Source organism: Pseudonocardia acidicola (assembly GCF_012911935.1).
GTDB classification, from domain to species: Bacteria; Actinomycetota; Actinomycetes; order Mycobacteriales; family Pseudonocardiaceae; genus Pseudonocardia; species Pseudonocardia acidicola.
On sequence record NZ_JAAXLA010000042.1, the window covers coordinates 1 to 25,588 of the forward strand.

General features: G+C 75.8%; 18 protein-coding genes. 10 read left to right on the forward strand and 8 right to left on the reverse strand.

Going from position 1 to position 25,588, the window contains the following annotated elements; all coding sequences use genetic code 11:
- Window positions 1-1,469: ATP-binding protein (locus tag HF526_RS20925; protein WP_275404123.1), on the reverse strand; the 1,469-nt coding region annotated here is incomplete at its 3' end.
- 103 nt (window positions 1,470-1,572) lie between these two features.
- Between HF526_RS20925 and HF526_RS20930 the strand changes: the two genes are divergently transcribed.
- Entirely contained in the window at window positions 1,573-2,373 is an 801-nt protein-coding gene (locus tag HF526_RS20930) for a cyclase family protein (RefSeq protein WP_169383246.1), read from the forward strand.
- Window positions 2,374-2,417: 44 nt separating this feature from the next.
- Here the strand turns inward: HF526_RS20930 and HF526_RS20935 are convergent, their stop codons facing one another.
- From HF526_RS20935 to HF526_RS20945, 3 genes are all read right to left on the reverse strand, one after another.
- On the reverse strand, window positions 2,418-3,299 hold the full coding sequence (locus HF526_RS20935) for an endonuclease domain-containing protein (protein WP_169383247.1): 882 nt from the start codon (window positions 3,297-3,299) through the stop codon (window positions 2,418-2,420).
- Between the two features lie 112 nt (window positions 3,300-3,411).
- Complete coding sequence (locus HF526_RS37010; protein WP_169383248.1) at window positions 3,412-4,584, reverse strand: acyl-CoA dehydrogenase family protein; 1,173 nt, start codon at window positions 4,582-4,584, stop codon at window positions 3,412-3,414.
- Window positions 4,577-5,779, reverse strand: a complete 1,203-nt coding sequence (locus HF526_RS20945) for an acyl-CoA dehydrogenase family protein (RefSeq protein WP_338051633.1) — start codon at window positions 5,777-5,779, stop codon at window positions 4,577-4,579. Before HF526_RS20945 ends, HF526_RS37010 begins: the two co-directional genes overlap by 8 nt.
- Window positions 5,780-5,948: 169 nt before the next feature.
- Between HF526_RS20945 and HF526_RS20950 the strand changes: the two genes are divergently transcribed.
- The 4 genes from HF526_RS20950 to hrpB all read left to right on the forward strand — a co-directional run bounded on the left by HF526_RS20950 (window position 5,949) and on the right by hrpB (window position 11,128).
- Window positions 5,949-6,347, forward strand: a complete 399-nt coding sequence (locus tag HF526_RS20950) for a hypothetical protein (RefSeq protein WP_169383244.1) — start codon at window positions 5,949-5,951, stop codon at window positions 6,345-6,347.
- Window positions 6,348-6,463: 116 nt separating this feature from the next.
- Window positions 6,464-8,164 (forward strand): carbamoyltransferase C-terminal domain-containing protein, encoded by a 1,701-nt coding sequence (locus tag HF526_RS20955; RefSeq protein WP_169383249.1) that lies wholly within the window; start codon window positions 6,464-6,466, stop codon window positions 8,162-8,164.
- 54 nt (window positions 8,165-8,218) lie between these two features.
- Entirely contained in the window at window positions 8,219-8,566 is a 348-nt protein-coding gene (locus HF526_RS20960; protein WP_169383250.1) for a DUF3040 domain-containing protein, read from the forward strand.
- 36 nt (window positions 8,567-8,602) lie between these two features.
- Window positions 8,603-11,128: an ATP-dependent helicase HrpB gene (gene hrpB, locus HF526_RS20965; RefSeq protein ID WP_169383251.1), complete on the forward strand. Its 2,526-nt coding sequence runs from the start codon at window positions 8,603-8,605 to the stop codon at window positions 11,126-11,128.
- Window positions 11,129-11,142: 14 nt separating this feature from the next.
- On the opposite strand, the gene HF526_RS20970 is transcribed toward hrpB, so the two are convergent.
- Together HF526_RS20970 and HF526_RS20975 are read right to left on the reverse strand one after the other, a co-directional pair.
- Window positions 11,143-11,598: a universal stress protein gene (locus tag HF526_RS20970; protein ID WP_169383252.1), complete on the reverse strand. Its 456-nt coding sequence runs from the start codon at window positions 11,596-11,598 to the stop codon at window positions 11,143-11,145.
- The gene (locus tag HF526_RS20975; RefSeq protein WP_169383253.1) at window positions 11,595-12,065 is read right to left on the reverse strand and encodes a MarR family transcriptional regulator; all 471 of its coding nucleotides are present in this window, start codon (window positions 12,063-12,065) and stop codon (window positions 11,595-11,597) included. Before HF526_RS20975 ends, HF526_RS20970 begins: the two co-directional genes overlap by 4 nt.
- A 175-nt stretch (window positions 12,066-12,240) precedes the next feature.
- Here HF526_RS20975 and HF526_RS20980 point away from each other — a divergent pair, with 175 nt between their 5' ends.
- From HF526_RS20980 to recD, 5 genes are all read left to right on the forward strand, one after another.
- A complete protein-coding gene (locus HF526_RS20980) occupies window positions 12,241-12,624 on the forward strand; it encodes a DUF6319 family protein (protein ID WP_239028953.1) in 384 nt (127 codons plus the stop codon).
- Window positions 12,625-12,698: 74 nt separating this feature from the next.
- Complete coding sequence (locus tag HF526_RS20985; RefSeq protein WP_338051634.1) at window positions 12,699-14,150, forward strand: SDR family oxidoreductase; 1,452 nt, start codon at window positions 12,699-12,701, stop codon at window positions 14,148-14,150.
- Window positions 14,151-14,196: 46 nt separating this feature from the next.
- On the forward strand, window positions 14,197-17,586 hold the full coding sequence (gene recC / locus HF526_RS20990; protein ID WP_169383254.1) for an exodeoxyribonuclease V subunit gamma: 3,390 nt from the start codon (window positions 14,197-14,199) through the stop codon (window positions 17,584-17,586).
- Window positions 17,583-20,957 (forward strand): UvrD-helicase domain-containing protein, encoded by a 3,375-nt coding sequence (locus tag HF526_RS20995; protein WP_169383255.1) that lies wholly within the window; start codon window positions 17,583-17,585, stop codon window positions 20,955-20,957. Before recC ends, HF526_RS20995 begins: the two co-directional genes overlap by 4 nt.
- Window positions 20,954-22,849: an exodeoxyribonuclease V subunit alpha gene (recD, locus tag HF526_RS21000; protein ID WP_169383245.1), complete on the forward strand. Its 1,896-nt coding sequence runs from the start codon at window positions 20,954-20,956 to the stop codon at window positions 22,847-22,849. The genes HF526_RS20995 and recD overlap by 4 nt, the downstream gene beginning before the upstream one ends.
- A 49-nt stretch (window positions 22,850-22,898) precedes the next feature.
- Here the strand turns inward: recD and HF526_RS21005 are convergent, their stop codons facing one another.
- Both HF526_RS21005 and HF526_RS21010 read right to left on the reverse strand, forming a co-directional pair.
- Window positions 22,899-23,753 (reverse strand): SDR family NAD(P)-dependent oxidoreductase, encoded by an 855-nt coding sequence (locus tag HF526_RS21005; protein WP_169383256.1) that lies wholly within the window; start codon window positions 23,751-23,753, stop codon window positions 22,899-22,901.
- A 48-nt stretch (window positions 23,754-23,801) separates the two neighbouring features.
- A complete protein-coding gene (locus tag HF526_RS21010) occupies window positions 23,802-25,430 on the reverse strand; it encodes an FAD-dependent monooxygenase (RefSeq protein WP_169383257.1) in 1,629 nt (542 codons plus the stop codon).
- Window positions 25,431-25,588: the final 158 nt, after the last annotated feature.

Sequence of the window (25,588 nt, forward strand, 5' to 3'; positions counted from 1 at the left end):
GGCTCGACGCGGCCCGCCCCGAAGCCGTGCAGCGGCGCCGCCGCACCGGGCACCGCACCGCCCGCGAGAACCTCGACGACCTGTGCGATCCGGGCAGCTTCGTCGAGTACGGCGCCCTGGCCATCGCGAAGGCGGCCAGCAGACGGGTCCGCGAGCACGCCGCGCAGCAGCGCGAGGTTGGTGCCGACGCCGGTGATGTCGGCTTCGCACAGCGCCCGGTACGCCTTCGCGACCAGCGTCGGGAAGTCCGGTGCGTGCACGATCAGCTTGGCCAGCAGCGGGTCGAACCGCAGGCTCGTGCGGTAACCGGGGTAACCGCCGGCGTCGACCCGGATGCCGTGTCCCGACGGCAGGTCGAAGGCGGCGATCGTGCCCGCGGCGGGCTGCAGCGCGCCGTCCGGCGCGACGGTCTCGGTGGTGATCCGGGCCTGCAGCGCGAACCCCCGCGGGGCCGGCGGCTGGGTCAGGCCCAGCTCGGCCAGCGTCGCCCCGGCGGCCAGCAGCAACTGCGCGCGGACGAGGTCGACGCCGGTGACCTCCTCGGTGACGGTGTGTTCGACCTGCAACCGGGGGTTCACCTCGAGGAACGCGAAGCCCTCCCCGCCCACGAGGAACTCGACCGTGCCGACGCCGGAGTACCCGGCCGCCTCCCCGACCGCGACCGCCGCCGCGGTGAGCCGCTGCCGCAGGTCGGCGGCCAGCCCGGGACTCGGGGCGATCTCGACGACCTTCTGGTGCCGGCGCTGGATGCTGCAGTCCCGCTCGCCGAGGTGCGCCACCGCGGTGCCGTCGCCGAGGATCTGCACCTCGATGTGCCGGGCGCCGCGCAGCAACTGCTCGACGTAGACCGCCCCGTCCCCGACCGCGGTCGCCGCCTCCCGGGACGCCGCGGCGAACGCGGCCGGCAGGTCGTCCACGCGGGTCACCGGCCGGATCCCGCGGCCCCCGCCGCCGGCCACCGCCTTGAGCATCACCGCCGCGTCCGGCCCGAGCGAGGCGAAGAACGCCTGTGCCCCGGCGAGGTCGACCGGCCCGGCCGTGCCGGCGAGCACCGGCACCCCGGCGCCCGCCGCGAGCGACCGGGCCCGGGTCTTGTCGCCGAAGACGTCCAGCAGTTCCGGGCGCGGGCCGACGAACCGCACCCCCGCCGCCGCACAGGCCCGGGCGAAGGCGGGGTTCTCGCTGAGGAAACCGTAGCCGGGGTGCACCGCGTCGGAGCCGTGCGCGCGGGCCACCTCGACGAGCTGCTCGACGTCGAGGTACGCCGCGACCCCGGAGCCGCGCAGCGGCACCGCCGCGTCGGCCTTGTGCACGTGCAGGCAGTCGGCGTCGTCCGCGGCGTAGACCGCGAGGGTCGCGATCCCCAGCTCCGCGGCCGCACGCAGGATCCGCACCGCGATCTCCCCGCGGTTGGCCACCAGCAGTCGCGCGAACGGCGCCCGTCGTCCGGCCGGAGTCGATACAGCCATCGGCTCTCCCTCACCTCGCCTCGCCTCGCCTCGCCGATCACCGTCGCACACCGGGGGCCGGCCGGCCCAGAGCCACGGCGTGGCGGGGCCTAGCGTCGCCGGCATGAGCGCCGCCCCGGAGGACGTCGTCACCCTGCCCGGGGGCCGGGTCCGCCCGGTCGACCTGAGCCATCCGCTCGGGCCGACCCCCAGCGAGCCCGCGCCACCGCAGATCGCCCGCACCTCGCACACCGACGGCGCGCAGCTGTGGGAACACTGGTACGGCATCCCGGCCGGCGCGCTGCCGCTCGGCGCCGGGTTCGCCGGCGAGGTGGTCACCGCGTCGACGCACGCCGGCACCCACGTCGACGCCCCGTGGCACTACGCGGCCACCGCCGAGGGCGCCCCGGCGTGGACGATCGACGAGGTCCCGCTGTCGTGGTTCATCGGGCCGCTCGTCGTCCTCGACGTCTCCGACCTGCGCACCGGGGAGTTGATCACGCCCGCGCTGATCGACGCCCGGCTGCGCGCGATCGGCCACGCGCTCACCCCCGGTGACGTCGTCGCGTTCCGCACCGGCGCCGACCGGCTGTGGGGGCGCACGGAGTTCTGGGAGCACGGGTCCGGGCTGGGCCGCGACGCCGTGCTGCACCTGGTCGACTCCGGCGTACGGCTGATCGGAACCGACGCCTGGAGCCTGGACCGGCCCTACCCCCGCATCGGTGAGGAGTGGCGCACCACCGGCGACCCCGACCGGCTGTGGCCCGCGCATTTCGCCGGCGCGGACCGGCGGTACTGCCAGATCGAGAAGCTCGCCCGTCTCGACGAGCTACCGCCCACCGGGGCCACGATCACCTGCTTCCCGATCAAGGTCGCCGCCGGCAGCGGCGCCTGGGCCCGCGCGACAGCCCTGGTCCCGGTGTGAGCCGGCATCGAGAACGGCGTTACGGTCGATTCTGGGCGGATTCGCTACCGTAACGCCGTTCTCGTCGACCCACCCCGGGCGGCGAGGAGGCGAGTGATGCGGGTGAGGGTGTGGGAGGGGTAGGCCAGCACGTCCTCGTCGATGCAGCGCACGGTCTCCCAGCCGATCTGCGCCAACGCGTCGTCGCGGCGGTTGTCACGGCCGGAGCGGTCGCGCCGGAAGTGGAACTCGCCGTCGTACTCGATGGCGAGCTTCGCATCCGGGTAGGCCAGGTCGGCGCGGGCGAGGACGAGTCCGCGCTCGTCGACGATCCGATACTGCGACTCCGGTACCGGCAGCCCGCCGAGTATCAGCAGCAGCCGCAACCGCGTCTCCATCGCGGACTCGGCCCGGGGATCGGCGAGGGCGACGACCCGGTCGAGGCGCCGGCAGCCGCGGGCTCCCGGGTGGGCGGTGCGGTGGTCCAGAAGGGCGCGCAGTGCGAAGCCTGCGCACCGGGCCAGCGCGTCGACGGCGACGACGGCCTCGACGAGCTCGAGACGGCGGGCCAGGTCCCAGGCGGTGCGCACCGGGCCGGTGACCCGGCAGCCTGCGACCGTGCAGACGTCGTCCGCGGCGAGCCGGCCGCGGCGGACGAGCAGGCCCGGGCGAGCGCGGACGGTCCCCCACGGGTCCACGATCTCGGCGGGCGCGTTCGCCGGGTGGCACCCCGCTCCGAGCAACGCCGCCGCGGAGTACCCGGCGAGCGCACCACGACCGCCGTGCAGCAGCGCCGCCGCACGCGACCGGACCACCAGATCGACCTTCGTCCCGGCCGGGACGTAGATGCCGCGGAACACCTGGTCGAACGCCGGGCCGCGCAACCGGCCGGGCGTGACCGTTCCGCGCGCGATCGCCTCCGCACCCCGAAACGGCCCGTCCAGCATTCGACCACGATCACCGACCGGGCCCCGTTCCCGTGGGCGTTTGATCGAGAACGGCGTTACGGTCGTTTCAGCGCGGGATTTCTACCGCAACGCCGTTCTCGACGAACCTCGCTCAGCCTGCCGCTACGGGTGGCGCGACGGGAGACGGGGCGGCCGTGTCGAGGACGTGGGTTGCGATGCGGTCGCGGTGGGCCTCGGCGCCGCCCAGCAACGCGGCGTCGGTGACCGCGCGCTTGTAGTACAGGTGCGCCTGGTGTTCCCAGGTGAAGCCGATACCGCCGTGCACCTGCACGGTGTCCGCGGCGACCCGGTAGTACGCGTCCGAGCAGGTGGCCTGCGCGATGGCGGTCGCCAGCGCCGGGTGGTCGGTGCCGTCCTGCAGCGCCCACGCCGCGTGGTAGGCCGTGGAACGGGCGTGCTCGACGGCCACGAGCATGTCGGCGCACCGGTGCTTGACGGCCTGGAACGAGCCGATCGGGCGCCCGAACTGCATCCGGCTCTTCGCGTACTCCACGGTCAGGTCCAGCAGGTGCTGCGCGCCGCCGACCTGCTCGGCGGCCAGCAGCACCGCGCCGACCTCGAACGCGTGCCCGACGACCCGCGCGATCTCGTCGGGCCCGGCGAGCAGCCGCGCGGGTGCGTCCTCCAGCCGCAGCGCCGCCTGCTGCCGCGTCAGGTCCAGCGTGGACAACGGTGTGCGGGCCACTCCGGTGGCCGCGCCCTCCATGGCGAACAGCGCGAAACCGTCGGGGCCTGCCGCGGTGACGAGCAACAGGTCGGCCGCGGCCGCGTCGACGACCTGGGCCACCTCCCCGGTGAGCGTCCAGCTCTCCCCCGCGGCCTGGGCCCGGACCGCGACGGCGGCCGGCTCGAAGCGCCCGCCCCGCTCCGGCGCGGCCAGCGCCGCGGTCCGGGCGCCCTCGACCAGCGGGGGCAGCAGCTCGGCCTTCGCCGCGTGATCGGACGCCGCGACCAGTGCCGGGATGGCCAGCGCAACCGTCCCGAACACCGGGCCGCACAGCAGCGCGGCCCCGAACTCCTCGACGACGACGGCCTGGTCGACCAGCCCGCCGTCGGCCCCGCCGTACTCCGCGGGCACGGCGAGCCCGAGCACCCCGAGCTCGGTGCCCAGCCGCGACCACAGCTTCGGGTCGTACCCGATCGGCGACTCCATGAGCCGGCGCACCGTCGCCTCGTCGGAGAACTCGGCGCAGAACTGCCGGACCGCCCGGCGCAGGTCCTGCTGCTCGGCGGAGAAGACGAAGGTAGGCGACGGCTCAGCCACGGGGCACCTCCCGCCACGGCCGGTTCGCGTCGGCCCGCAGGTCACCGGGCAGGCCCAGCACCCGCTCCCCCAGGATGTTGCGCAGCACCTCGGACGTCCCACCTTCGATCGTGTTGGCGCGCGAGCGCAGGAACCGCTGCTGCACCGGACCCCGCCGGTCGGCGTCCCTGCCGTTCTCGCTCACCGCGTAGGAGCCGTAGAGCGTGGCCTCCGGGCCGAGCAGTTCCATGCAGAACTCGTAGACGTGCTGGTTCAGCTCGGCCGAGACCAGCTTGCTGATCGAGCCCTCCGGCCCCGGCGAGCCGGCGGTGGCCGACCGCCGGGCGCGCTCGCCGGTGAGCCGGTGCGCCTCGGCTCTGGTCCACAGCGCCGCCAGCCGGTCGCGCAGCACCGGGGTGTGCCGGTCCGGACGCTGTGCCCACAGCGCGACGGCATCGGCGATCGTGCCGGTGCCGCGGACGCTGGATCCCCCGCCGATCGCCGAACGCTCGTTCATCAGCGTGGTCATCGCGACCCGCCAGCCGTCGCCGACGGCGCCGAGCCGGTGCGCGTCGGGGATCCGCGCGTCGCTGAGGTAGACCTCGTTGAACTCGGCCTGCCCGGTCATCTGCCGCAGCGGCCGGGTCTGCACGCCGGGGGCGTGCATGTCCAGCACGAAGTAGCTCAGGCCCTTGTGTTTGGGCTGGTCGGGGTCGGTGCGGGCGAGCAGCAGCGCCCACCGGGAGCGGTGCGCCAGGCTCGTCCAGACCTTCTGCCCGTTGATCACCCAGTCGTTGCCGTCGCGGACCGCCGAGGTGGCCAGCCCGGCCAGATCGGACCCGGCGCCGGGCTCGCTGAACAGCTGACACCAGATGTGCTCGCCGGTGGCCAGCGGGCGCAGCCACTCCCGCGCCAGGCCGGCCGACTGCGCGTGCTCCCGCACCGTCGGCGCGGCCATGCCGTAGCCGATCGGGTTGACGTAGAACGGGACGGGACCACCCGCACCCTGCAGGATCTCGTCGGCGACGGCCTGCAGCCCCCGGGACACCCCGAGACCGCCGAGGCCCTCCGGGAAGTGCACCCAGGACAGGCCGGCCGCGAAGCAGGCCCCGAGGAACTCCCGCTGCGGCACCGACCGTGGATCGTGCTCCGCGATCACCCGCCGGGCGGCCTCCGCGACACGCGTGGCGTCCGTGGCGTCCGTGCCGGTACTCACCTGACTCAACTGCTCTCCCCGCGACTCCTCCGAGCTGCCCGCGTGGCAGTCAGTTCTGACCGTAAACGACGGCGGGCTGCGGCGGCAGTCCCGTGAAGCGCCTCGACCGGACATCGGGTCGGCGGCGGCATCGCGCTGGTGAGTTCCTCGCGTCTGCGCCCGCCCCGCGGTGCTGTGGACCAACGTGACCTCGGTGCTCGTCGGGTTCGCGATGTTCGCCTCGCTGATGACGAGCACCCAGGTGTTGCAGGCCCCGGTCGCGACGGGGTACGGCTTCGGGCAGTCGCTGGTCGCCGCGGGCCTGCTGCTGCTCCCGATCGGGATCTCCATGGCCTTGTTCAGCCCGGTGTCGGCGTTGCTGTCGCGGCGCGCGGTGGTGGCCGCGGTGACCGCCGGGTTCACCGTTCAGGTCGGGGGCCGGACGATCCCCGCCGGGACCGCGTACACGGTGCTGTTCGCCGTCGCCGCCGGCGCTGCCCTCGCCGTCGTCGTGGTGTCGGCACTGACCGCGCCGCGGACCGCCGCCGGCGCCACCGGGCGCGGCCCGGTCGCCGCACCGGCGGCGTAGCCGAGCCGGTCGTGGCACCGCCGAACGGCCCCGCGCCGAGCGGGGTCGCGCGGCGTTTTGCGGGCGCCCGACCGGGGTAGCTCCAGCGTCTCGCGCGACCCCAGGAGGTGAGGGCGATGCGCGACGCTCCCACCGTCATCGGCATCAACCGGGCCGAGGGCGCATCGGTCTGCCTCGCCCGCGGACCCCGGACGGTGTACAGCCTGCAGAAGGAGCGCATCACCCGGCACCGGCACCACTGGGGCCGCCCCGGGGACCTGACGAACCTCTACGTGCCACGGCTTCCCGCGCTCACCGAGCCCGTCGACCTCGTGGTGGAGTGCTACTCCTCGGACCCCGAGAGCGAGAACCTCGAGACCTACCGCGACGAACTCGCCACGGTCCTCACCTTCCGCACCGGCACGCCGGTCACCCGGCTGTCCCACCACCTCGCGCACCTGTTCAGCGCGTTCCCCCCGTCGCCGTTCGACGCCGCCGCCGTGATGGTGATCGACGCCCAGGGCAGCCGGGCGCCGGACTTCACCGAGCCGGCCGGGTACGACGCCACCCCGCACATGCTCGAGGTCGCGTCGTTCTACGTGTGCGAGCGCGGCCGGGTCGAGTGCCTCGGCAAGCACCTGTGGCACGGTGACTGGCGCGAGCCGACCGGCCTGGGCTGCTTCTACGCACTGCTGACCCGCGCGATGTTCCCCGGCGAGGGCAACGAGGCGAAGGTCGAGGCGCTGGCCCCGTACGGCCGGCCCGGCGCGTTCGGGCTGCCCGGCCTCGTCGTCGACGGGAACCGGGTGCTCATCCCGGACGCCTGGCTCGAACTGTTCGCCCAGCACGACCGGTTCACCCACTTCTGCGACGGCACCGGCTCCTTCACCGACTGCGCGGACCTCGCCGCGGCGGGCCAGGCCGCGTTCGAGGCGGCGATGCTGCAGATCGCGGACTGGCTGCACCGCGAGACCGGCCTGGAGGACCTGTGCTTCGCCGGCGGCACCGCACTGAACTGCTCCGCGAACAGCAGGCTGATCCGCGAGGGGCCGTTCCACGAGGTGTTCGTCCCACCCAGCCCGCACGACGGCGGTACGGCGCTCGGCTGCGCCCTGTACGGCATGATCGAGTGCCTCGGGGAGCCGAGCGAGTTCCGCTGGACCGACGACTTCCTCGGCCCCCCGCCCGACGAGCGGGCGATCAAGGAGGCCGTCACGGCCGCCGCGGCGGGCCTGGTCGCCTCCCAGCCCGCCGACCTCGTCTCCGACGCCGTGGACCTGCTCGAGCTCGGCCGGGTGGTCGGCCTGCACCAGGGCCGCAGCGAGTCCGGGCCGCGCGCGCTCGGTAACCGCAGCATTCTCGCCGACCCCCGCCGTCCCGGGATGCAGGACTTCATCAACTCCCGGGTCACCGGCCGGGAGTGGTTCCACCCGCCGGCATCGGTGGTGCCGCGCGACGCCGCGGCGGGGATCGTCGACCACGCGGGCCCGGCGCCGTCGAGGCTGCTCGCGACGGGCGTCCCTGAGCCCTGCCGCGCGGTGCTGCCGGCGATCACCCATGTCGACGGCACCGCGCGGATCCAGACGGTGGATCCGGCGCACAGCCCGTTCCTGCACGCGCTGCTCGCCGCGTTCGGGGCCCGAACCGGCTGCCCGGTGCTGCTCAACAATCCGCTGAGCGAACCCGGTGATCCGCTCGCCGAGAGTCCCGAGGACTCGCTGGCGTGCCTGCAGAACACCTCGATGCACGCCCTGCTCATGCCGCCCTACCTGATCCGCAAACGCGATGAGCCGCCGATCCCGGGCCGGTGGTCTGCAACGGCCGTCCGGCGTACCTGAAAGGGTCCGATCGGAGGTGTGTGGACCGCACGCGTGCAGGGGTACCCCGCAGCCGTGACACCTCCGGAGTCCGAGCCGCGCCTGACCGTCGGTGAGCAGCGACGGCTCGAGGATCTCGAGAGCCACCTCGTCCTGCAGTTCCCGGATCTGGCCGAGGAACTCCGGACCGGCCAGCCGCTTCTGCTGTCGCATTCCGTGCGGGCACCGGTGTTCTGCGGGACGTGCGTCCTGCTCGCCGTGGCGCTCCTGGCCGGCGGCCTGGGCGGCGTGGCGGCCGTCGCGGTGAGCATGCTGGGCACCGCGCTGGTCTGCGCGACCGTCCATTTCCGGGCGCTGCGCCCGCGGCCGCAGACCCCGCCGGCCCCCCGCGATGCGGGGCCGCCCGCCACCGGGGTGGGCTGAGGACCACCCGGCGCGTAGCGGGCAGACTGGTTCCCCGTGCGACTGCCCGCCGACCTGCCCGATCTCCCGGTGCGGGCCGTCCTCGACGACGTCACGCAGACCCTGGACGCGCACGGCGCCGCGGTGCTCGTCGCGCCACCCGGCACCGGGAAGACGACGGTGGTGCCGCTCGCCCTGGGCGCGGCCGGCGCCGGCCGGGTGCTGGTCGCCGAGCCCCGGAGGGTCGCGGCCCGCGCGGCCGCGGCCCGGATGGCGGCGCTGCTCGGCGAGCAGGTCGGCGACACCGTCGGCTACTCGGTGCGCGGCGACTCCCGGGTGTCGGCGCGCACCCGGATCGAGGTCGTGACGTCCGGGCTGCTGTTGCGCCGGCTCGCCCGCGACCCGGAACTGGCCGGGGTGGGCACGGTGCTGCTCGACGAGGTCCATGAGCGCCATCTCGACGCCGACCTGCTGCTCACGCTGCTGCTCGACGCCCGGGAGGGCCTGCGTCCGGATCTGCGGCTGCTCGCCACCTCGGCCACCGTGGCCGCGGACCGGCTCACGGCGGTGCTCGGCGGGGTGCCGGTGCTGTCGGTGGCGGCGCGGACGTTCCCGGTCGCGGTGCACCACGTCCCACCGGCCCGCGGTGAGCGTCCGGAGGCGTCCGTCGCCCGCGCCGTGCGAACCGCGCTGGCCGACGGCGACGGCGACGTGCTCGCCTTCCTGCCCGGCGTCGCGGAGATCCGCCGGACCGCCGACGCGCTCGCCGGGCTCGCCGACGCCGACGTGGTGCCACTGCACGGCCGGCTGCCCGCCGCGGAGCAGGACGCCGCGCTGGTGGCCGGTCCGCGGCGCCGGGTGGTGCTGGCGACGTCGATCGCGGAGTCGAGCCTGACCGTGCCCGGGGTGCGTGCCGTCGTGGACGCCGGACTGGCGCGGGTGCCGCGGGTCGACCACCGCCGCGGCCTGGCCGGGCTGGTCACGGTCCGGGTGTCGGCGGCGGTCGCGGAGCAGCGCGCAGGCCGGGCCGGGCGGCAGGCACCGGGCCGGGCCTACCGCTGCTGGCCCGAGGCGGAGACGGCCGCGCTGCCCCGCTATCCCGAACCCGAGATCCGCACCGCCGACCTGACCCGGCTGGCCCTCGACCTGGCCTGCTGGGGCACCCCCGACGGGGGCGGTCTGCGCTGGTGGGACGCGCCGCCGGAGGGCCCGTTGCGGGCGGGACAGGAGGTGCTGCGGGCGCTGGGCGCGCTGGCCGCCGATCGCGTGACCGAGCGGGGACAGCGGATGGCCGATCTCGGGCTGCACCCCCGACTGGCCCGCGCCCTGCTGGACGGGGCGGCGTTGGTGGGCGCACGGACCGCGGCGGAGGTCGTCGCGGTCCTCGACGACGACACGCTGACCGCCGGGACGGAGCTGGGCGCGGAGCTCGGACGGCTGCGGAGCGGGGCGGCGCCGGGGTCGGGGCGCTGGCGCCGGGAGGTGCGGCGGTTGACGCGGCTGGCGGGAGCGGTGCCCGGCGCCGCGGATGCCGAGGTGCGCGCCACGGGCGGGCGCGCGGCGGGCGGGCGGCCCGGCGCCGCGGCGGAACCCGCCGCGGCCGGTGACGCGGCGCTCGTCGTCGCGCTGGCCCACCCGGAACGGCTGGCCCGCCGCCGCGGCCCCGGGTCGCCGCTGTACCTCATGGCGGGCGGCACCGCGGTCGAGTTGCCGGCGGGCAGCCCGCTGGCCGAGCAGGAGTGGCTGGCGGTGGCGATCGCCGACCGCAGGCCGGGCGATGCGCACGCCCGGGTCCGGCTGGCCGCACCGGCCGACCGGGAGCTCGCCGAGCGCGCGGCGCCGACGCTGCTGGCGGACGGCGAGGAGGTGGCGTGGCGCTCCGGTGATCTGCGGGCGCGACGGGTCCGGCGGCTCGGGGCGATCGTGCTCGAGGAGCGGCCGCTGGCGGATCCGGACCCGGAACGGGTGCGCGCCGCGCTGGTCGCGGGTCTGCGCGCGGCCGGCACCGGCCTGCTGCACTGGACCACCGCGGCCCGCTCCCTGCGCGACCGGCTCGCCGTGCTGCACCGGGTGATCGGGGAGCCCTGGCCTGCGGTGGACGAGGAGTCGCTGCTCGCCGGGGCCGAGGACCCGGCGGGCTGGCTCGCCGGGCCACTGGCGACGGCCCGCAGCCGCGCCGATCTGGGCCGCATCGACGCCGGGGCGGCGTTGCGCGCCCTGACCGGCTGGCAACTGGCGTCGACGGTGGACGAGCTGGCGCCGGAACGGATCGAGGTGCCGTCGGGCTCGCACATCGCGCTGGACTACTCCGGCGACCGGCCGGTGCTGCCGGTGCGGGTGCAGGAGGTGTTCGGCTGGACCCGGACGCCGACCGTGGCGGGCGGCCGGCTTCCCGTCGTGCTGCACCTGCTCTCCCCCGCCGGCCGCCCGGCCGCGGTGACCGGGGATCTCGAGTCGTTCTGGTCCACGGGGTATCCGCAGGTCCGCGCCGAGCTGCGCGGCCGCTATCCCAAGCACGACTGGCCGGCCGACCCGCTCACCGCCGCCCCGGCACGCCGCCCGTCGCGCAGCCGCCGCGGCTGAGCCGCCGGGCAGGCTCAGGGGACGACCGTCACCGGCCGGCCGCCGGCGCGGACCGCCCGGACCGCGACCGATCCGAACAGGCGGTGGCCCGCCTGCATGCTCGCCCCGACCACGATCGCGTCGGCGTGCACCTGTTCGGCGACGCGGGTCAGGGCGAGCACCGGGTCGCCCTCGGCCAGGACGAACTGCGCGTCGACGCCCTGCTCGCGCCCCAACTCCTCGACGGTCGTGCGCAGCGAGGCCCGGAACTGCGCGTCGGCCGCCTCGTCGAGGGTCGGGATCGCGACCGTGCCGGCGACGGCGAAGCTCGCCGCGGGCAGCCGCTCGGCGTAGACGGCGAGCACCCGGCTGCCCTGCCGTCGGGCCTGGCCGACGGCGTAGTACAGCGCGCGCCAGCCGGTGTCCGAGCCGTCGACCCCGACGACGACGGTGGCCGGGCCGTCGCAGCCGAGCTCGAACGCGTCGCTCATCGCCGGTCCCCCCGCACCGCGTCCTCGGCGATCGGCTGCGCGGCGAGGGCGGTGAGCGCCGCCGTCGCGCTCAGCAGGGCCCGCTGCTGTTCATCCGGCAGGTTGCCGACGTGCGCCGCCACGGTCCGGGCCCTGCTCTCGTGGAACGTCGCGACGTACTCCCGCCCGGCCGGGGTGATCGCGACGAGCGTCGCGCGCCCGTCCCGCGGATCGGGGCTGCGCTCGACCAGCCCGGCCGCCGCCAGCCGCGCGACCAGACCGGTCATCCCGGGCTGGGTGATGCGTTCTTGTGTCACCAGGCCGGAGACGCGTTGCGGGCCGGTCCGGGAGAGCGCGTCGAGCGTCGACATCGCCACCGCGTTCCACTCGACCGGCCGGCTCGCCCGGCGCAGCCAGCTCGCGGTGCGTTCCAGGGCCACGGCGAGCTGGGTGAGGTCGGTGCCGGTCGTCGGCGCGGAGCGGGTCACCGGTCAATTACATCACTGACTTATATAAGTCACCTATGCACAGGTCTGCTCCACGGGTCACACTCCGGCGCGCCCGGAGGCGGCCACGTCGAACATCTGTTCTACGATCACCCTTGTCGATCGCACCGTCCGACCCCGGCAGCCGGGGCCGCCAGGAGAGGGAACACGCCGCAAGATGAACGTGGACACGCGTGAGGACCAGCCGGAGAAGGCCGCACCAGCCGCCGAGGCCGGCGCGGTGCCGGAGAAGCGTCGCCGCGGCCGGCCCAAGGGCTCCACGGCACGCACCACCCGGGTCGTCGAGCTCACGCTGACGGTCAGCGGCACCGCCGACGGGGACTGGCAGGCCGACCTGAAGCAGGGCACCAAGTGGCTCGCCCGGGCGCTGCCGGTCAGCGCGGCCGATGTGTCGCGAGCCGCCGCCGAACTGCACGCCGAGCTGTCCGGGCCGATCGAGGAGATCATCGGCGCGGCACGTGCCCAGCGCGCGGCCCGGGTCGCCGAGCTGGAGGCCGAGCTGGAGCAGGCCAAGAAGGCGCTGGCCGAGCTGGAGGACTGACGCCGGTCGACCGGACCCGGCTGCGTACAGTTCTCCGCGGCCATGCGGCGGACGGGCGAGGAGTGCAAGCGGTTGTGACCACGGCGGAGCAGGACCGGGACGTGGCGGCAACCGGCATCGATCCCGACGAGCTGGAGACCTGTCTGCGGGTGCTCGCCGCGCTCGACGACCTGCCGGTGGAGCACCCCGACGCGGTCCGGGTCCGGCGGGCCACCGCCCGCGTCTACAAGATGATCAAACAGCGGCGCCGCGCGGCGAAGCGCGAGGCGGTCGCCGCCGCCGACGACGCGATCACCGCGGCGACGGCCACCGGTGCCCCCGGCCGCATCGACGACGAGACCCGCGGCCTGCCCCTCGTCGCCACGGCCACCGGGGCGACCGCGGGCACCCTGCTGCGCTCGCGCGCCTGCTACATCTGCAAGAAGCGCTACCACCTGGTCGACGCGTTCTACCACCAGCTCTGCCCGCCCTGCGCCACGCTCAACCGCAGCAAGCGCGACGCCCGGACCGACCTGCGTGGCCGCCGGGCACTGCTCACCGGCGGGCGCGCCAAGATCGGGATGTACATCGCGCTGCGGCTGCTGCGCGACGGCGCGCACACCACGATCACCACCCGGTTCCCGAACGACGCCGTCCGCCGGTTCACCGCGATGGAGGACAGCGCGGAGTGGCTGCACCGGCTGCGGATCGTCGGCATCGACCTGCGGGACCCGGCCCAGGTCGTCGCGCTGGCCGACACCGTGGCCGCGCAGGGCCCGCTGGACATCTTGATCAACAACGCTGCGCAGACGGTGCGCCGCTCCCCCGGCTCCTACGCCCCGCTCGTCGAGGCCGAGCGGGCACCGCTGCCGGCCGGGGATCTGCCCGACGTCGTGACGTTCTCCCACATCAGCGACGCGCACCCGGCCGCGCTGACCAGCGCCCTGCAGGAGACCCCGCAGACGCTGACCGAGCTCGCGCTCACCGCGCGCAGCGCCTCGCCCGAGCGGATCGCCGCGGGGACGGCCATCGACGCCGGCGGCCTGCTGCCGGACACCGCGGAGAGCAACAGCTGGACCCAGATGGTCGACGAGATCGACCCGCTGGAACTGCTCGAAGTGCAGCTGTGCAACCAGACGGCGCCGTTCATCCTGGTCAGCAAGCTGCGCCCGGCGATGGCCGCGGCCGCGGCGCGGCGCAAGTACGTCGTCAACGTGTCGGCGATGGAGGGCCAGTTCAGCCGCGCCTACAAGGGCCCGGGGCACCCGCACACGAACATGGCCAAGGCCGCGCTGAACATGCTGACCCGCACCAGCGCCGGTGAGATGCTCGAGCGCGACGGGATCCTGATGACGGCGGTGGACACCGGCTGGATCACCGACGAGCGCCCGCACCCGACCAAGCTGCGGCTCGCCGACGAGGGCTTCCACGCCCCGCTCGACCTGGTCGACGGCGCGGCCCGGGTGTACGACCCGATCGTGCGTGGCGAGGCGGGCGAGGACCTCCACGGCTGCTTCCTCAAGGACTACGCGCCATCGAACTGGTGACGGCCACCTGATCACACCGTCGGTGCCCCCGGCTAGGTTCCCTGGCGTGCTCCACGTGCACCGCGCCGAACGCGCCGACCGGCTGGCCGACGCCTTGGCCGAGGTGCTGCGCACGCCGCTGTCCGACCCGTTCGCGGCCGAGATCGTCGCCGTGCCCGAGCGCGGCATCGAGCGCTGGCTGGGGCAGCGGCTCTCGCACCGGCTCGGAACCACCGCGGGCCGCGGCGACGGCGTGTGCGCGCACGTGCTGTTCCCCTCCCCCGCCACCGTGGTCGCGGAGGCGATCTGCGCCGCGGCCGGCGTCGACGCGGACGCCGATCCGTGGCACCCGGCCCGCGCCGTGTGGCCGCTGCTGGAGGTCGTCGACGAGAGCGCGGGCGAGGCCCGGTTCGCGGCGCTGAGCGCACACCTGGGCGCCGCGGGGAACGGCGCGGGGAACGGCGCGGGGAACGGCGCTGCCGGCCCCGATCACCGGCACGGCCGCCGGTACGCGGTGGCCCGGCGGCTCGCGCACCTGTTCGCCTCCTACGCCGCGCACCGGCCCGGGATGCTGCGGGCGTGGCGCGACGGGGAGGACGTCGACGACACAGCCGGCGGCACGGCCCTGCCCGAGGACCTGCGCTGGCAGCCCGAGCTGTGGCGCCGGCTGCGGGAGCGGATCGGCACCCCCGGCCCCGCCGAACGCCTCGACGCCGCCTGCGCCGCCCTGTCCACCGACCCCGGCGTCGTCGAGTTGCCGCCACGGTTCTCGCTGTTCGGCCCGACCCGGCTGCCCGCCGGCCATCTCGCGGTGCTCGCCGCGCTGGCGCAGCAGCGCGACGTCCACCTCTGGCTGCCGCACCCCTCGCCGGCGCTGTGGGACGCGGTCGCGCCGTTCGCCGGCACGGTGCGGCACCGGGCCACCGACGCCAGCGCCGACGTGCCGCAGCACCCGCTGCTCGCGTCGCTGGGTCGCGACGTGCGGGAGCTGCAGCTGCGGCTGCCGGCCGGGGCGGCGGTACACCACCATCCCGGGGCCGCCCACCCCGGCACGCTGCTCGGCCTGCTGCAGCACGCCCTGCGCGACGACCGCGCGCCCGCCGTCACCGACGCGCTGCCGCGCCTGGATCCCGCCGACCGCAGCGTCCAGGTGCACTCCTGCCACGGCCCCGACCGGCAGGTCGAGGTGCTCCGCGAGGTCGTCCTCGGGTTGCTGGCCGCCGACCCCACGCTGGAGCCGCGCGACGTCCTCGTGATGTGCCCGGACATCGAGACGTTCGCGCCGCTGATCTCGGCGTCGTTCGGGCTGGGCCCGGGTGAGGCGGGCGGCACGCCGGGCGCCGATCTCGCCCATCCCGGGCACCGGCTGCAGGTCAGGCTGGCCGACCGGGCGCTGCGCCAGGTCAACCCGCTGCTCGACACCGTCGCCGGGCTGCTCGAGCTGGCCGACGCCCGGCTCACCGCGTCCCAGGTGCTCGACCTGGCGGCGTCCGCGCCGGTGCGCCGCCGCTTCCACCTCGACGATGACGATCTGGACCGGCTGCGCGATCTCGTCGTCGGCTCCGGGGTGCGCTGGGGCCTCGACGGCGAGCACCGCAGGCCCTACCGGCTTGAGGGCTTTCCGCAGAACACCTGGGCGGCGGGGCTCGACCGGATGCTGCTGGGCGTCGCGATGTCGGCCGACGACCAGCACTGGCTGGGCACCGCGCTGCCGCTCGACGACGTGGACAGCTCCGACGTCGAGCTGGTCGGCCGGTTCGCCGAGCTGGTCGACCGGCTCGGCGCGGTGCTGGCCGGACTCACCGGAGAGCGGACCCTCGCGCAGTGGTGCGCCGCGCTCGCCGGCGCGCTCGACGCGCTCACCGCGACCGCACCGACGGACGCCTGGCAGGCCGGGCAGGCCCGCGCCGAACTCGCCGACGTCGCCCGCGCCGCCGGACCGCATGCCGGCACCGTGCCGCTCGGCCTGGCCGACATCCGCGGGCTGCTCACGGATCGGCTGCGCGGCCGCCCGACGCGGGCCAACTTCCGCACCGGCACGCTGACCGTCGCGACGCTGGTCCCGATGCGCTCGGTGCCGCACCGCGTGGTGTGCCTGCTCGGGCTCGACGACGGCGTGTTCCCCCGGGCCGGCGAGGCCGACGGCGACGACGTGCTGGCCCGCCACCCCCGGGTGGGCGAGCGCGACCCGCGCAGCGAGGACCGCCAGCTGCTGCTCGACGCGATCTGCGCGGCGACCGAGCATCTCGTCGTCGTGCACTCCGGCGCCGACGAGCGCACCAACGCCCGCCGCCCACCGGCGGTCCCGCTCGGCGAGCTGCTCGACACCCTCGACGCGACCGCCCGCGCGGCGGGCGGCGGACCGGCCCGCGATCAGGTCGTGGTGCGCCACCCGTTGCAGCCGTTCGACGCCCGGAACTTCGCCGACGGCGCGCTCGGCACCAGCGGCCCGTTCAGCTTCGACCGGGCCGGGCTGGCCGGCGCGCAGGCCGCCGCCGGGGACCGCACCCCGCCCGCGCGGTTCCTTCCCGAACCGCTGCCCCCGGCGCCGTACCGGGACACCGTCGAGCTCGACGATCTGGCCCGTTTCCTGGAGCACCCGGCGAAGGCGTTCCTGCGGCAGCGGGTCGGGGTGACCCTGTTCGCCGAGGACGACGATCCCGCGGACGCGCTGCCGGTGGACCTCGACGGGCTCGCGACGTGGGCGGTCGGCAACCGGCTGCTGCGCGACCGGCTGGCCGGCCACGAGCTCGACCGCTGCCGGCAGGCCGAGTGGCGGCGCGGCGAGCTGCCGCCCGGGGCGCTGGGGCATCGGCTGCTGGAGAAGGTGGTGGGCAACGTCGAGCCGCTGGTCGCGGTGGCCGGGATGGTGCGCACCGGGGAGGCGGCGGCGCGCGACGTGGCCGCCGAGGTGGCGGGCACCCGGGTGGTCGGCACCGTGGGCGGGCTGTACGGGGAGGCCGTGGTCCGCGTCGAGTACTCGCGGCTCGGACCGAAGCACCGGCTGCGCGCTTGGGTCCAGCTGCTCGCGCTGACCGTCACCCACCCCGGTGTCGCGTGGCGCGCGGTCACGCTGGGCCGCGGCTACTCGGGGGTCGCCCGGTCCACGCTCGGCCCGGTCGAGCCGGCGGTGGCCGCCGCGGTGCTCGCCGATCTCGTCGCGCTGCACCGGGCCGGGTTGTGTGAGCCGCTGCCGCTGGCCACCGCCAGCAGCTGCGCCTACGCCCGGACCCTCGCCGGTGGCGGGGCGGCCGAGGAGGCGGAGGCGTCGGCGGGCAAGGCCTGGTCGGAGGGGTTCGGCCCGGAGAACGAGGATCCGGCGCACCAGCTGGTCTGGGGCAGCGGCGCGCCGGCCCGGGTGCTGTTCGAGGCGCCCGGCGGACCCGGCCGGTTCGGCGCGCTGGCCGTCCGGCTGTGGACGCCGCTGCTCGCGGCCGAGGAGGTCGACCACCCGTGACGATCCACACCCTCGCCCCGGCCGTGTTCGACGTGTGCGGGCCGCTGCCCACCGGCACCACCGTGCTGGAGGCCAGCGCCGGTACCGGCAAGACGTTCACCATCGCCGCGCTCGCCACCCGCTACGTGGCCGAGGGCCGGGCCGCGCTGCCCGAGCTGATGCTGGTGACGTTCGGCCGGGAGGCCACCCAGGAGCTGCGGGAACGGGTCCGGGAGCGCCTGGTCGCGGCCGAGCGCGGGCTCGCCGACCCGGCCGCGGCGCGGTCCGGCGACGACCGGGTCCTCGCGCTGCTGGCGGACGCCGACGACGCGGAGGTCGCCCAGCGGCGCCGCCGCCTCACGCACGCCCTCGCGCATTTCGACGCGGCGACCATCGCCACGACCCACCAGTTCTGCCAGCAGATGCTGGCCGGGCTCGGCGTGGTCGGCGACGCCGATCCGGACGCGGTGTTCGTCGAGACCGTCGACGACCTGGTCACCGAGGTCGTCGACGACTTCTACGTGCGCAAGTACGCCGCTCCCGGTGCGGGCAGCCCCGACTTCACCCGCGAGGTCGCGCTGAACCTGGCCCGCCGCGCCGTCGCCGACGGCCAGGCCCGCCTCGAACCGGCCGGTGCCGACGCGCGCAGCGGGCCGGGCGTGCGCCGCAGCTTCGCCGAGGCGGTCCGCCGGGAGGTCGACCGGCGCAAGCGCACGCGGCGGCTGTTCAGCTACGACGACATGCTGACCCGGCTGGCCGACGCGCTGTCCGACCGGTCGCGGGGGGCGGCCGCCCGGGCCCGGCTGCGGGCCCGCTACAAGGTCGTGCTGGTCGACGAGTTCCAGGACACCGACCCGGTGCAGTGGGAGATCCTGGAACGGGCCTTCCACCTCTCGACCACGCTGGTGCTGATCGGCGACCCGAAGCAGGCGATCTACGCGTTCCGCGGCGCCGACGTCGTCAGCTACCTGACCGCGGCCGACTCCGCGGGCGCGCACGCGACGCTCGGCACCAACTGGCGCAGCGACGCCGGGCTGCTCGCCGCGCTGGACACCGTGTTCTGCGGCGCCGCGCTCGGCGACGAGCGGATCGTCGTGCGGCCCGTGGCCTCCGCGCATCCCGGGCAGCGGCTCACCGGCGCCCCGGTGACGACGCCGCTGCGGCTGCGGGTGGTGGGCCGCGACCGGCTGCCGACGCTGACCGGCCGCAACCTGGGCACCGTCGGCCCGGCCCGGGAGGTGGTGGCCGCGGACGTCGCCGCGGACGTCGCGACGCTGCTGGCCGGTTCGGCGCGGCTGCGGGAACGCGACGGGGAACGGCCGGTGCGCCCGGGCGACGTCGCGGTCCTGGTGCGGACCAACGCACAGGGCTCGCTGGTCCGCGACGCGTTGCACGCCGCCGGGGTGCCGGCCGTGCTGACCGGCACGGCCAGCGTGTTCGCCACCCCGACCGCGGCCGAGTGGCTGACCCTGCTGGAGGCCGTCGAGCAGCCGCAGCGGGCGAGCCGGGTCCGGGCGGCCGCGCTGACCTGCTTCCTCGGATACACCGTCGCGCAGCTGTGCGCCGGCGAGGACCTGGTCGACGAGCTGGGCACCACGCTGCGCGGCTGGGCCGGGGTGCTGCGCGAGCGGGGGGTCGCCGCGCTGCTCGAGGCCGTCACGACCAGCACCCGGCTGCCGCAGCGGCTGCTCGCCGTCACCGACGGGGAGCGGCGGCTGACCGACCTGCGGCACATCGGCCAGGCGCTGCACGGCGCCGCGACCGAGGGCCATCTCGGCCCGACGGCGCTGGTCGAGTGGTTGCGGCACCGCATCGCCGACGCCGAGGCCGACACCGGCACCGAGCGCAGCCGCCGGCTGGAGTCCGACGCCGACGCGGTGCAGATCGTCACGGTGCACCGCAGCAAGGGCCTCGAGTTCCCGATCGTGTACGTGCCGTTCGGCTGGGACCGGTTCGTCCCCCGCGAGCCCGACATGCTGCTGCTGCACGACGACGCCGGGGGCCGGGTGCTCGACGTCGGCGGCAAGGCCGGGCCGGGCTGGGCGGAGCGGGCCGCGCGGCATCGCGCCGAGGAGGCCGGCGAGGACCTGCGGCTGCTCTACGTCGCGATGACCCGGGCCCGTTGCCAGGTCGTCACCTGGTGGGTGCCGAGCACGAACACCGCGCCGTCGGCGTTGCACCGGCTGCTCATCGGCCGCCCCGCTCCGGGCACGACGCCGGCGGAGGCGTACGCCGTGCCGGCCGACGCGGCGGTCCTCGCCGGGTTGCGCGCCCTGGAGTCGGCGAACCTGGCCGTGGAGACGGTCGGGAATCGCCCGGACGGAACGTGGCGGCCGCCCGTGGAGCCGGTTCGGGGGATGAGCGCGGCGCTGTTCGACCGGGTGCTCGACACCGCGTGGCGGCGCACCTCCTACAGCGCGCTGACCGCCGACGCGCACGGCCCGGCGGGGGTAGGGAGCGAGCCGGAGGTGCGCGGCATCAGCGACGAGCCCGACGACATCGACTCGGCCGGCGTGGCGGTGCCGGCGGTCACCGGCGGGCCCGGTTCGGCAGTGCCGTCCCCGATGGCCGAGCTGCCCGTGGGCACCGGGTTCGGGACGCTCGTGCACGCGGTGTTCGAGACCGCCGACACCACGGCGCCCGACCTGCTCGGCGAGCTCGCCGCCCGCGCCCGCGACGAGCTGGAGCGCCGGCCCGCCGCGCTCGACCCCGATCAGCTCGCCGCCGCGCTGGTCCCGGTGGTGCAGACCCCGCTGGGTCCGCTCGCGGGCGGGATGGCGCTGCGCGACGTCGCCCCGGCCGACCGGCTCGCCGAGCTCGACTTCGAGTTCCCGCTGGCCGGCGGCGACGCCCCGACCCGTGGGCTCACCCTCGGCGCGGTCGTCCCGCTGCTGCGCCGGCACCTGCCCGGCGACGACCCGCTGCGCCGCTATCCCGAGCTGCTCGGCTCCCCGGCGCTGGCCCGCCAGCCGCTGCGCGGCTACCTGACCGGCAGCGTCGACGCGGTGCTGCGGCTGCGGTCCGCGGACGGACCGCGGTACCTCGTCGTCGACTACAAGACCAACTGGCTGGGCCCGGTCGGCCCGGCCGGCCGGGAGCCGTTGACGGCCGCGCACTACAGCCCGCCGCTGCTCGCCGACGCGATGATCGCGGCGCACTACCCGCTGCAGGCGCTGCTGTACTCGGTTGCCCTGCACCGCTTCCTGCGCTGGCGCCAGCCGGGATACGACCCGGACCGGCACCTCGGCGGGGTGCTCTACCTGTTCCTGCGCGGCATGTGCGGCCCGGAGACCCCGACCGTCGGCGGCGTGCCGTGCGGGGTGTTCAGCTGGGCGCCCCCGGCCGCGCTGGTCGAGGACCTGTCCCGACTGCTCGACGAGGGAGCGGCGTGACCGCGTCCGGCACCGAGATCGACGTCCACGACCCGCGGTTCGCCCGCTCGGCGTCCGGGCTGCTGCAGGTGTTCAACGCCGCGGGCGTGCTCACCGCGGCCGACGTGCACGTCGCCACCCGGCTCGGCCGGCTCGGCGGGGAGCCCAACGAGCTGCCGCTGCTCGCCGCGGCGCTGGTGGTGCGCGGGATTCGGCACGGCTCGGTCTGCGTGGACCTCGACGCGGTCAGCCACACCGTGCTCGGTGAGGGTGACGAGCTGCTCGACGTCTCCGCGCTGCCCTGGCCCGCCCCGGCCGGGTGGCGGGCGGCGTGCGAGCGCAGTCCCCTGGTCGCCGCCGGCACCGGCGACGCCGAGGTACCGGCCGGCCGGCCGCTGCGGATGGCCGAGGGGCTGCTCTACCTGGACCGGTACTGGCGCCAGGAGGAACTGGTGCGCATCGAGCTGCGCGACCGCGCGGCCGCGGCGCCGCCGCCGGTCGACCTGGAGCGGTTGCGGGCCGGGTTGGACCGGCTGTTCACCGCCGACGGCCCCGACCGGCAGCGGCTCGCCGTCGCGGTCAGCGCGCTGCGCCGGGTCACCGTGCTCGCCGGCGGCCCCGGCACCGGCAAGACCACGACCGTCGCCCGATTGCTCGCGCTGCTGCACGACCAGCCCGGCCCGCCGCCGCGGGTCGCGCTCGCCGCGCCCACCGGCAAGGCCGCGGCTCGGCTGGAGGAGGCGGTCCGCGAGCACACCGCCGAGCTGTCCGCCGCCGACCGGGCACGGCTGGGCACGCTGCCCGCGTCGACACTGCACCGGTTGCTGGGCCGTCGCCCGGGCTCGACCAGCCGGTTCCGGCACGACCGGACCAACCGGCTGCCCTTCGACGTGATCGTCGTCGACGAGACCTCGATGGTGTCGCTGACCCTGATGGCGCGGCTGCTGGAGGCGGTCCGGCCGGACGCCCGGCTGGTGCTGGTCGGCGACCCGGACCAGCTGGCCTCGGTCGAGGCCGGCGCCGTCCTGGGCGATCTCGCCCGCGCCGCCGGCGAGCCCGAACCGGCGCTCGACGCGCGGCTGCGCACGGTCGGCGCGCTGCGGTCCGGCGACGCGCCGGTCGTGCACGGGGTGGTCACCCTGGACCGCACGTTCCGGTTCGGCGGGGCCATCGCCGGGCTCGCGCGTGCGGTGCAGCGCGGCGACGCCGACGAGGCGCTGGCCCACCTGCGCGCCGGGACCGACGACCTGCTGTTCGTGGAGACCGACTCGCTGGAGGGCCGGGACCCGGCCGGGCTGGACGGGCTGCGTGCCGACGTGCTGACCGCGGCCCGCGAGGTCACCGCCGCCGCCCGCGCCGGGGACGCCGCGGCGGCGCTGCGCGCGCTGGAGGCGCACCGGTTGCTGTGCGGGCACCGCCGCGGCCCGTACGGGGTCGCGCGCTGGAGCGCGGAGATCGAGAACTGGCTGGCCGCGGCCGGGCCGGGGGCAGGCGGTCCGGGTGACGGCACCGAGGGCGAGTGGTACCCCGGTCGTCCGCTGCTGGTGACGAGCAACGACTACGACCTCGGGCTCTACAACGGCGACACCGGGGTCATCGTCCGCGACGGCACGGGGGTGCGGGCGGCGTTCGCCCGCGGCGGCAGCCCGACGCTGATCGCGCCCGCGCGGCTGTCCGGGGTGCAGAGCGTGTACGCGATGACGGTGCACCGCAGCCAGGGCAGCCAGTTCGCCCGGGTGACCGTGGTGCTGCCGCCCGCGGAGTCCCCGCTGCTCACCCGGGAGTTGCTCTACACCGCCGTGACCAGGGCGCGGGCGGTGGTCCGGGTGGTCGGCACCGAGCAGGCGGTGCGGGTCGCCGTCGGCCGGCCGGTGAGCCGGGCGAGCGGGCTGCGCGAGCGGCTGGGCCGCTGACGTCGTCCACCGACCCGGCCGCGGGCCCGGTCCTGCCCGGCAACGGCCCTCAGGCCACCAGGTGCTCGCCGCGGTCCCGTTCCCCCGCCCCCGCCCCGGCGAGCGACGGGGCCGGCGCCGCGGCCGGCTGCTGCTCGCGGCTGCGCCCGGCCAGCCGGGCCAGCAGCCGCAGCGTGCGTCGCGGCAGTTCCAGGGTGGCGACCACGCTGCGGTACAGCCGGCCCGGTGTGCACATCCGCCGGCCGCGACGCAGGTCGCGCAGGCAGGCCTCGACGACGTCGTCCGGGTCGAGCCACAGCGGGGAGCCGGGGGCGCCGACGGGGCGGCCGGCCCGCTCGTGGCTGCCGGTGCGAATCCGCCCGGCGCACAGCGCGATGACGCGCACCCCGGTGTCGGACACCGACGCGGCGACGGTGTCGGTGAAGCTCAGCACCCACGCCTTGCTCGCCCCGTACGCCGAGCCACGGGCCGGCAGGTAACCGGCGAAGCTGGCCACGTTGATCACCGAGCCGCGGTCGCGGGCCAGCATGCCGGGTAGCGCGGCCCGGGTCAGCCGCAGCACGGCGGTCACGTTGAGGTCGATCTCGGCCTGCAGGTCGGCCATCAGGGCGCCGGGGAACTCGTCGTCGGTCTCGACGCCGGCGTTGTTGACGAGCACGTCGACCGGGGTGAGCCCGGGTTCGGACAGCCGCCACTCGACCAGCGCCCGCGCCGACGGGACGGTCAGGTCCGCCGGTAGCACCTCGACACCGACACCGTGCGCAGCCCGCAGTTGCGCCGCGGTCGCCTCCAGGCGGCCGCGGTCGCGCGCCACCAGGACCAGGTCGTGGCCCTCGGCGGCGAGACGGCGGGCGAACGCGGCACCGAGGCCGGCGCTCGCTCCGGTGATCAGGGCGGTCGTCACGAATGCGACGATAGGGACCAGTCACTGAAACCACGCTGAGAGCGCTGATCAGCGATGCGGCGCGGCGAGAAACGTGGCGAGGTAGTCGCGCAGCAGGTCGACGCGGTGCGCCGGTGCCACCAGGCCGACGTACCCGTCCGGCCGGACCAGGGTGAGCTCGTCGGGCCGGTTCAGCGTCCGCGCGGCGTCCGGTCCCGGGGTGATGGGGACGACCGCCACCGGGGCCGGGCACGCCGCGCAGGCGTTCCGCAGCGCGCCCAGGGTGGCGGTGTCCGCAGCGGCCGCATTCAGCAGCAGGGTCCAGCGGTCGTACCGGAGGAGCTGGTGCAGGCTCGCCTGCCGCTCACCGGCGGTGACGGTCAGAGGGCCGGCGGCGGGCACCGGCACCCGGGCCTCGACGCCGGCCGGCGGGACGAGTGCGACGTCCGGGATCCGGTCCCCGGCCCGGGGCCCACGCCGCGGTCGGCCGGAGCGCTCCCAGGACAGCGGGCTCTTCCGGTGGTTCCGGCCGAAGTCGCTCATCATCCATTCGGTCCGGCGCGCGAACGTCGGGGAGGGAAGCGTGGCCCTCAGGAAGACGTTGCGCGCCCGGTGGGCGAGCGGCGGCAGCAACATCTCCATGATGTTGGCCCGCATGTCGCGGATGACGCCGTGGGCGAGGGCGCGCTGCTCGAGGCTGTAGGTGTCCAGCAGGGTGTCGGCCGCCTGACCGCGGTGCACCGCGGCGAGCTTCCAGGCGAGGTTGTACGCGCCCAGCATCCCGACGTTCATCCCGTGCCCGCCGATGGGCGCCCAGGAGTGCGCCGCATCGCCGACCAGCAGCACCCGGCCGTGCCGCAACTCGGCGGCGACCCGGTCGGCGAACCGGGCCCGGTTCATCCAGGGCGGGTCGGTCAGCGCGAGCTCCAGATCGGGCATGTGCGCGGTGGTCGCGATGAGATCGCGCAACTCGGGCAGCGTGGTCTCCGTCCGGCCGGGTTCGGGATCGTCGCGGACACAGAAGAAGCGGTAGCCGTTGTGCGGAGTGGGGAACGCGATGATCGACCGGTGCGGTGCGAGGAAGAAGTAGCCGTGGCCCGGCTGGTCCGTCAGGTGCCAGGTCGGTACGACGTTTCCCTGCAGCACCTGCATGTTCTTCCGCCGCTCCCCCTGGAAGGGGATGCCGAGCCGTTCCCGGATCATGCTGCGAGCGCCGTCGCACGCGATCACCCAGGCCGGGGTGACCGTCTCGAGCTCGCCGTTCGGCCCGCTCAGCGGCACCTCGACCCGGTCGGGGTGGACGCGCAGGTCCGTCGCCCTGGTCCGCCAGTCGACCTTCACGTCCAGCCCCGCGAGCCCTTCGGCGAGCAGCCGTTCGATGTCGTGCTGCTCGATGGTCATGGCACGCGGGTACGCCGACTCGAAGCGGCCCACCTGGAACCGGCCCAGGTGCCGGCCATCGGCGTAGATGTTCACCTCCCGCATCTCGTTCGCGTTCCGCCGCAGCGTCTCGCCGACGCCGAGGGCGCCGAGCGCCTCGCCGGCCCGCGGGAAGATGACGTCCGCCCGAGGTTCTCGTTTGGTGTCGGGAGCCTCGTCCACGATCCGCACCTGCAGATCCAGCCGGCGCAGCGCGATCGCCGTCGTCAGGCCCACCGGCCCGGCACCGACCACGAGTGCATCGATGTCATGCTCCATGTGCCACCTCCGTGGACGAGATGTGCGACCGACACGATCACGGGCACCATTCGGCGGGCGGAACATGCGTTTCGGCGATCGCCGAATCCGGCCATGACGATTCCGTCGGCGTGGCATCTTCCGCACTCACGGACGGTGTCACGTCGGACTCGGACGAG

Excerpts from the sequence above, each read along its gene's own strand:
- HF526_RS20970 (WP_169383252.1), bottom strand. The coding sequence starts at position 11,598 with ATGAGCGACGCGTTCGAGCTCGGCTGCGACGGCCCGGCCACCGTCGTC.
- HF526_RS20955 (WP_169383249.1), top strand. The coding sequence starts at position 6,464 with ATGCGCGACGCTCCCACCGTCATCGGCATCAACCGGGCCGAGGGCGCA.
- HF526_RS21010 (WP_169383257.1), bottom strand. The coding sequence starts at position 25,430 with ATGGAGCATGACATCGATGCACTCGTGGTCGGTGCCGGGCCGGTGGGC.
- HF526_RS20935 (WP_169383247.1), bottom strand. The coding sequence starts at position 3,299 with ATGCTGGACGGGCCGTTTCGGGGTGCGGAGGCGATCGCGCGCGGAACG.
- HF526_RS20930 (WP_169383246.1), top strand. The coding sequence starts at position 1,573 with ATGAGCGCCGCCCCGGAGGACGTCGTCACCCTGCCCGGGGGCCGGGTC.
- HF526_RS20980 (WP_239028953.1), top strand. The coding sequence starts at position 12,241 with ATGAACGTGGACACGCGTGAGGACCAGCCGGAGAAGGCCGCACCAGCC.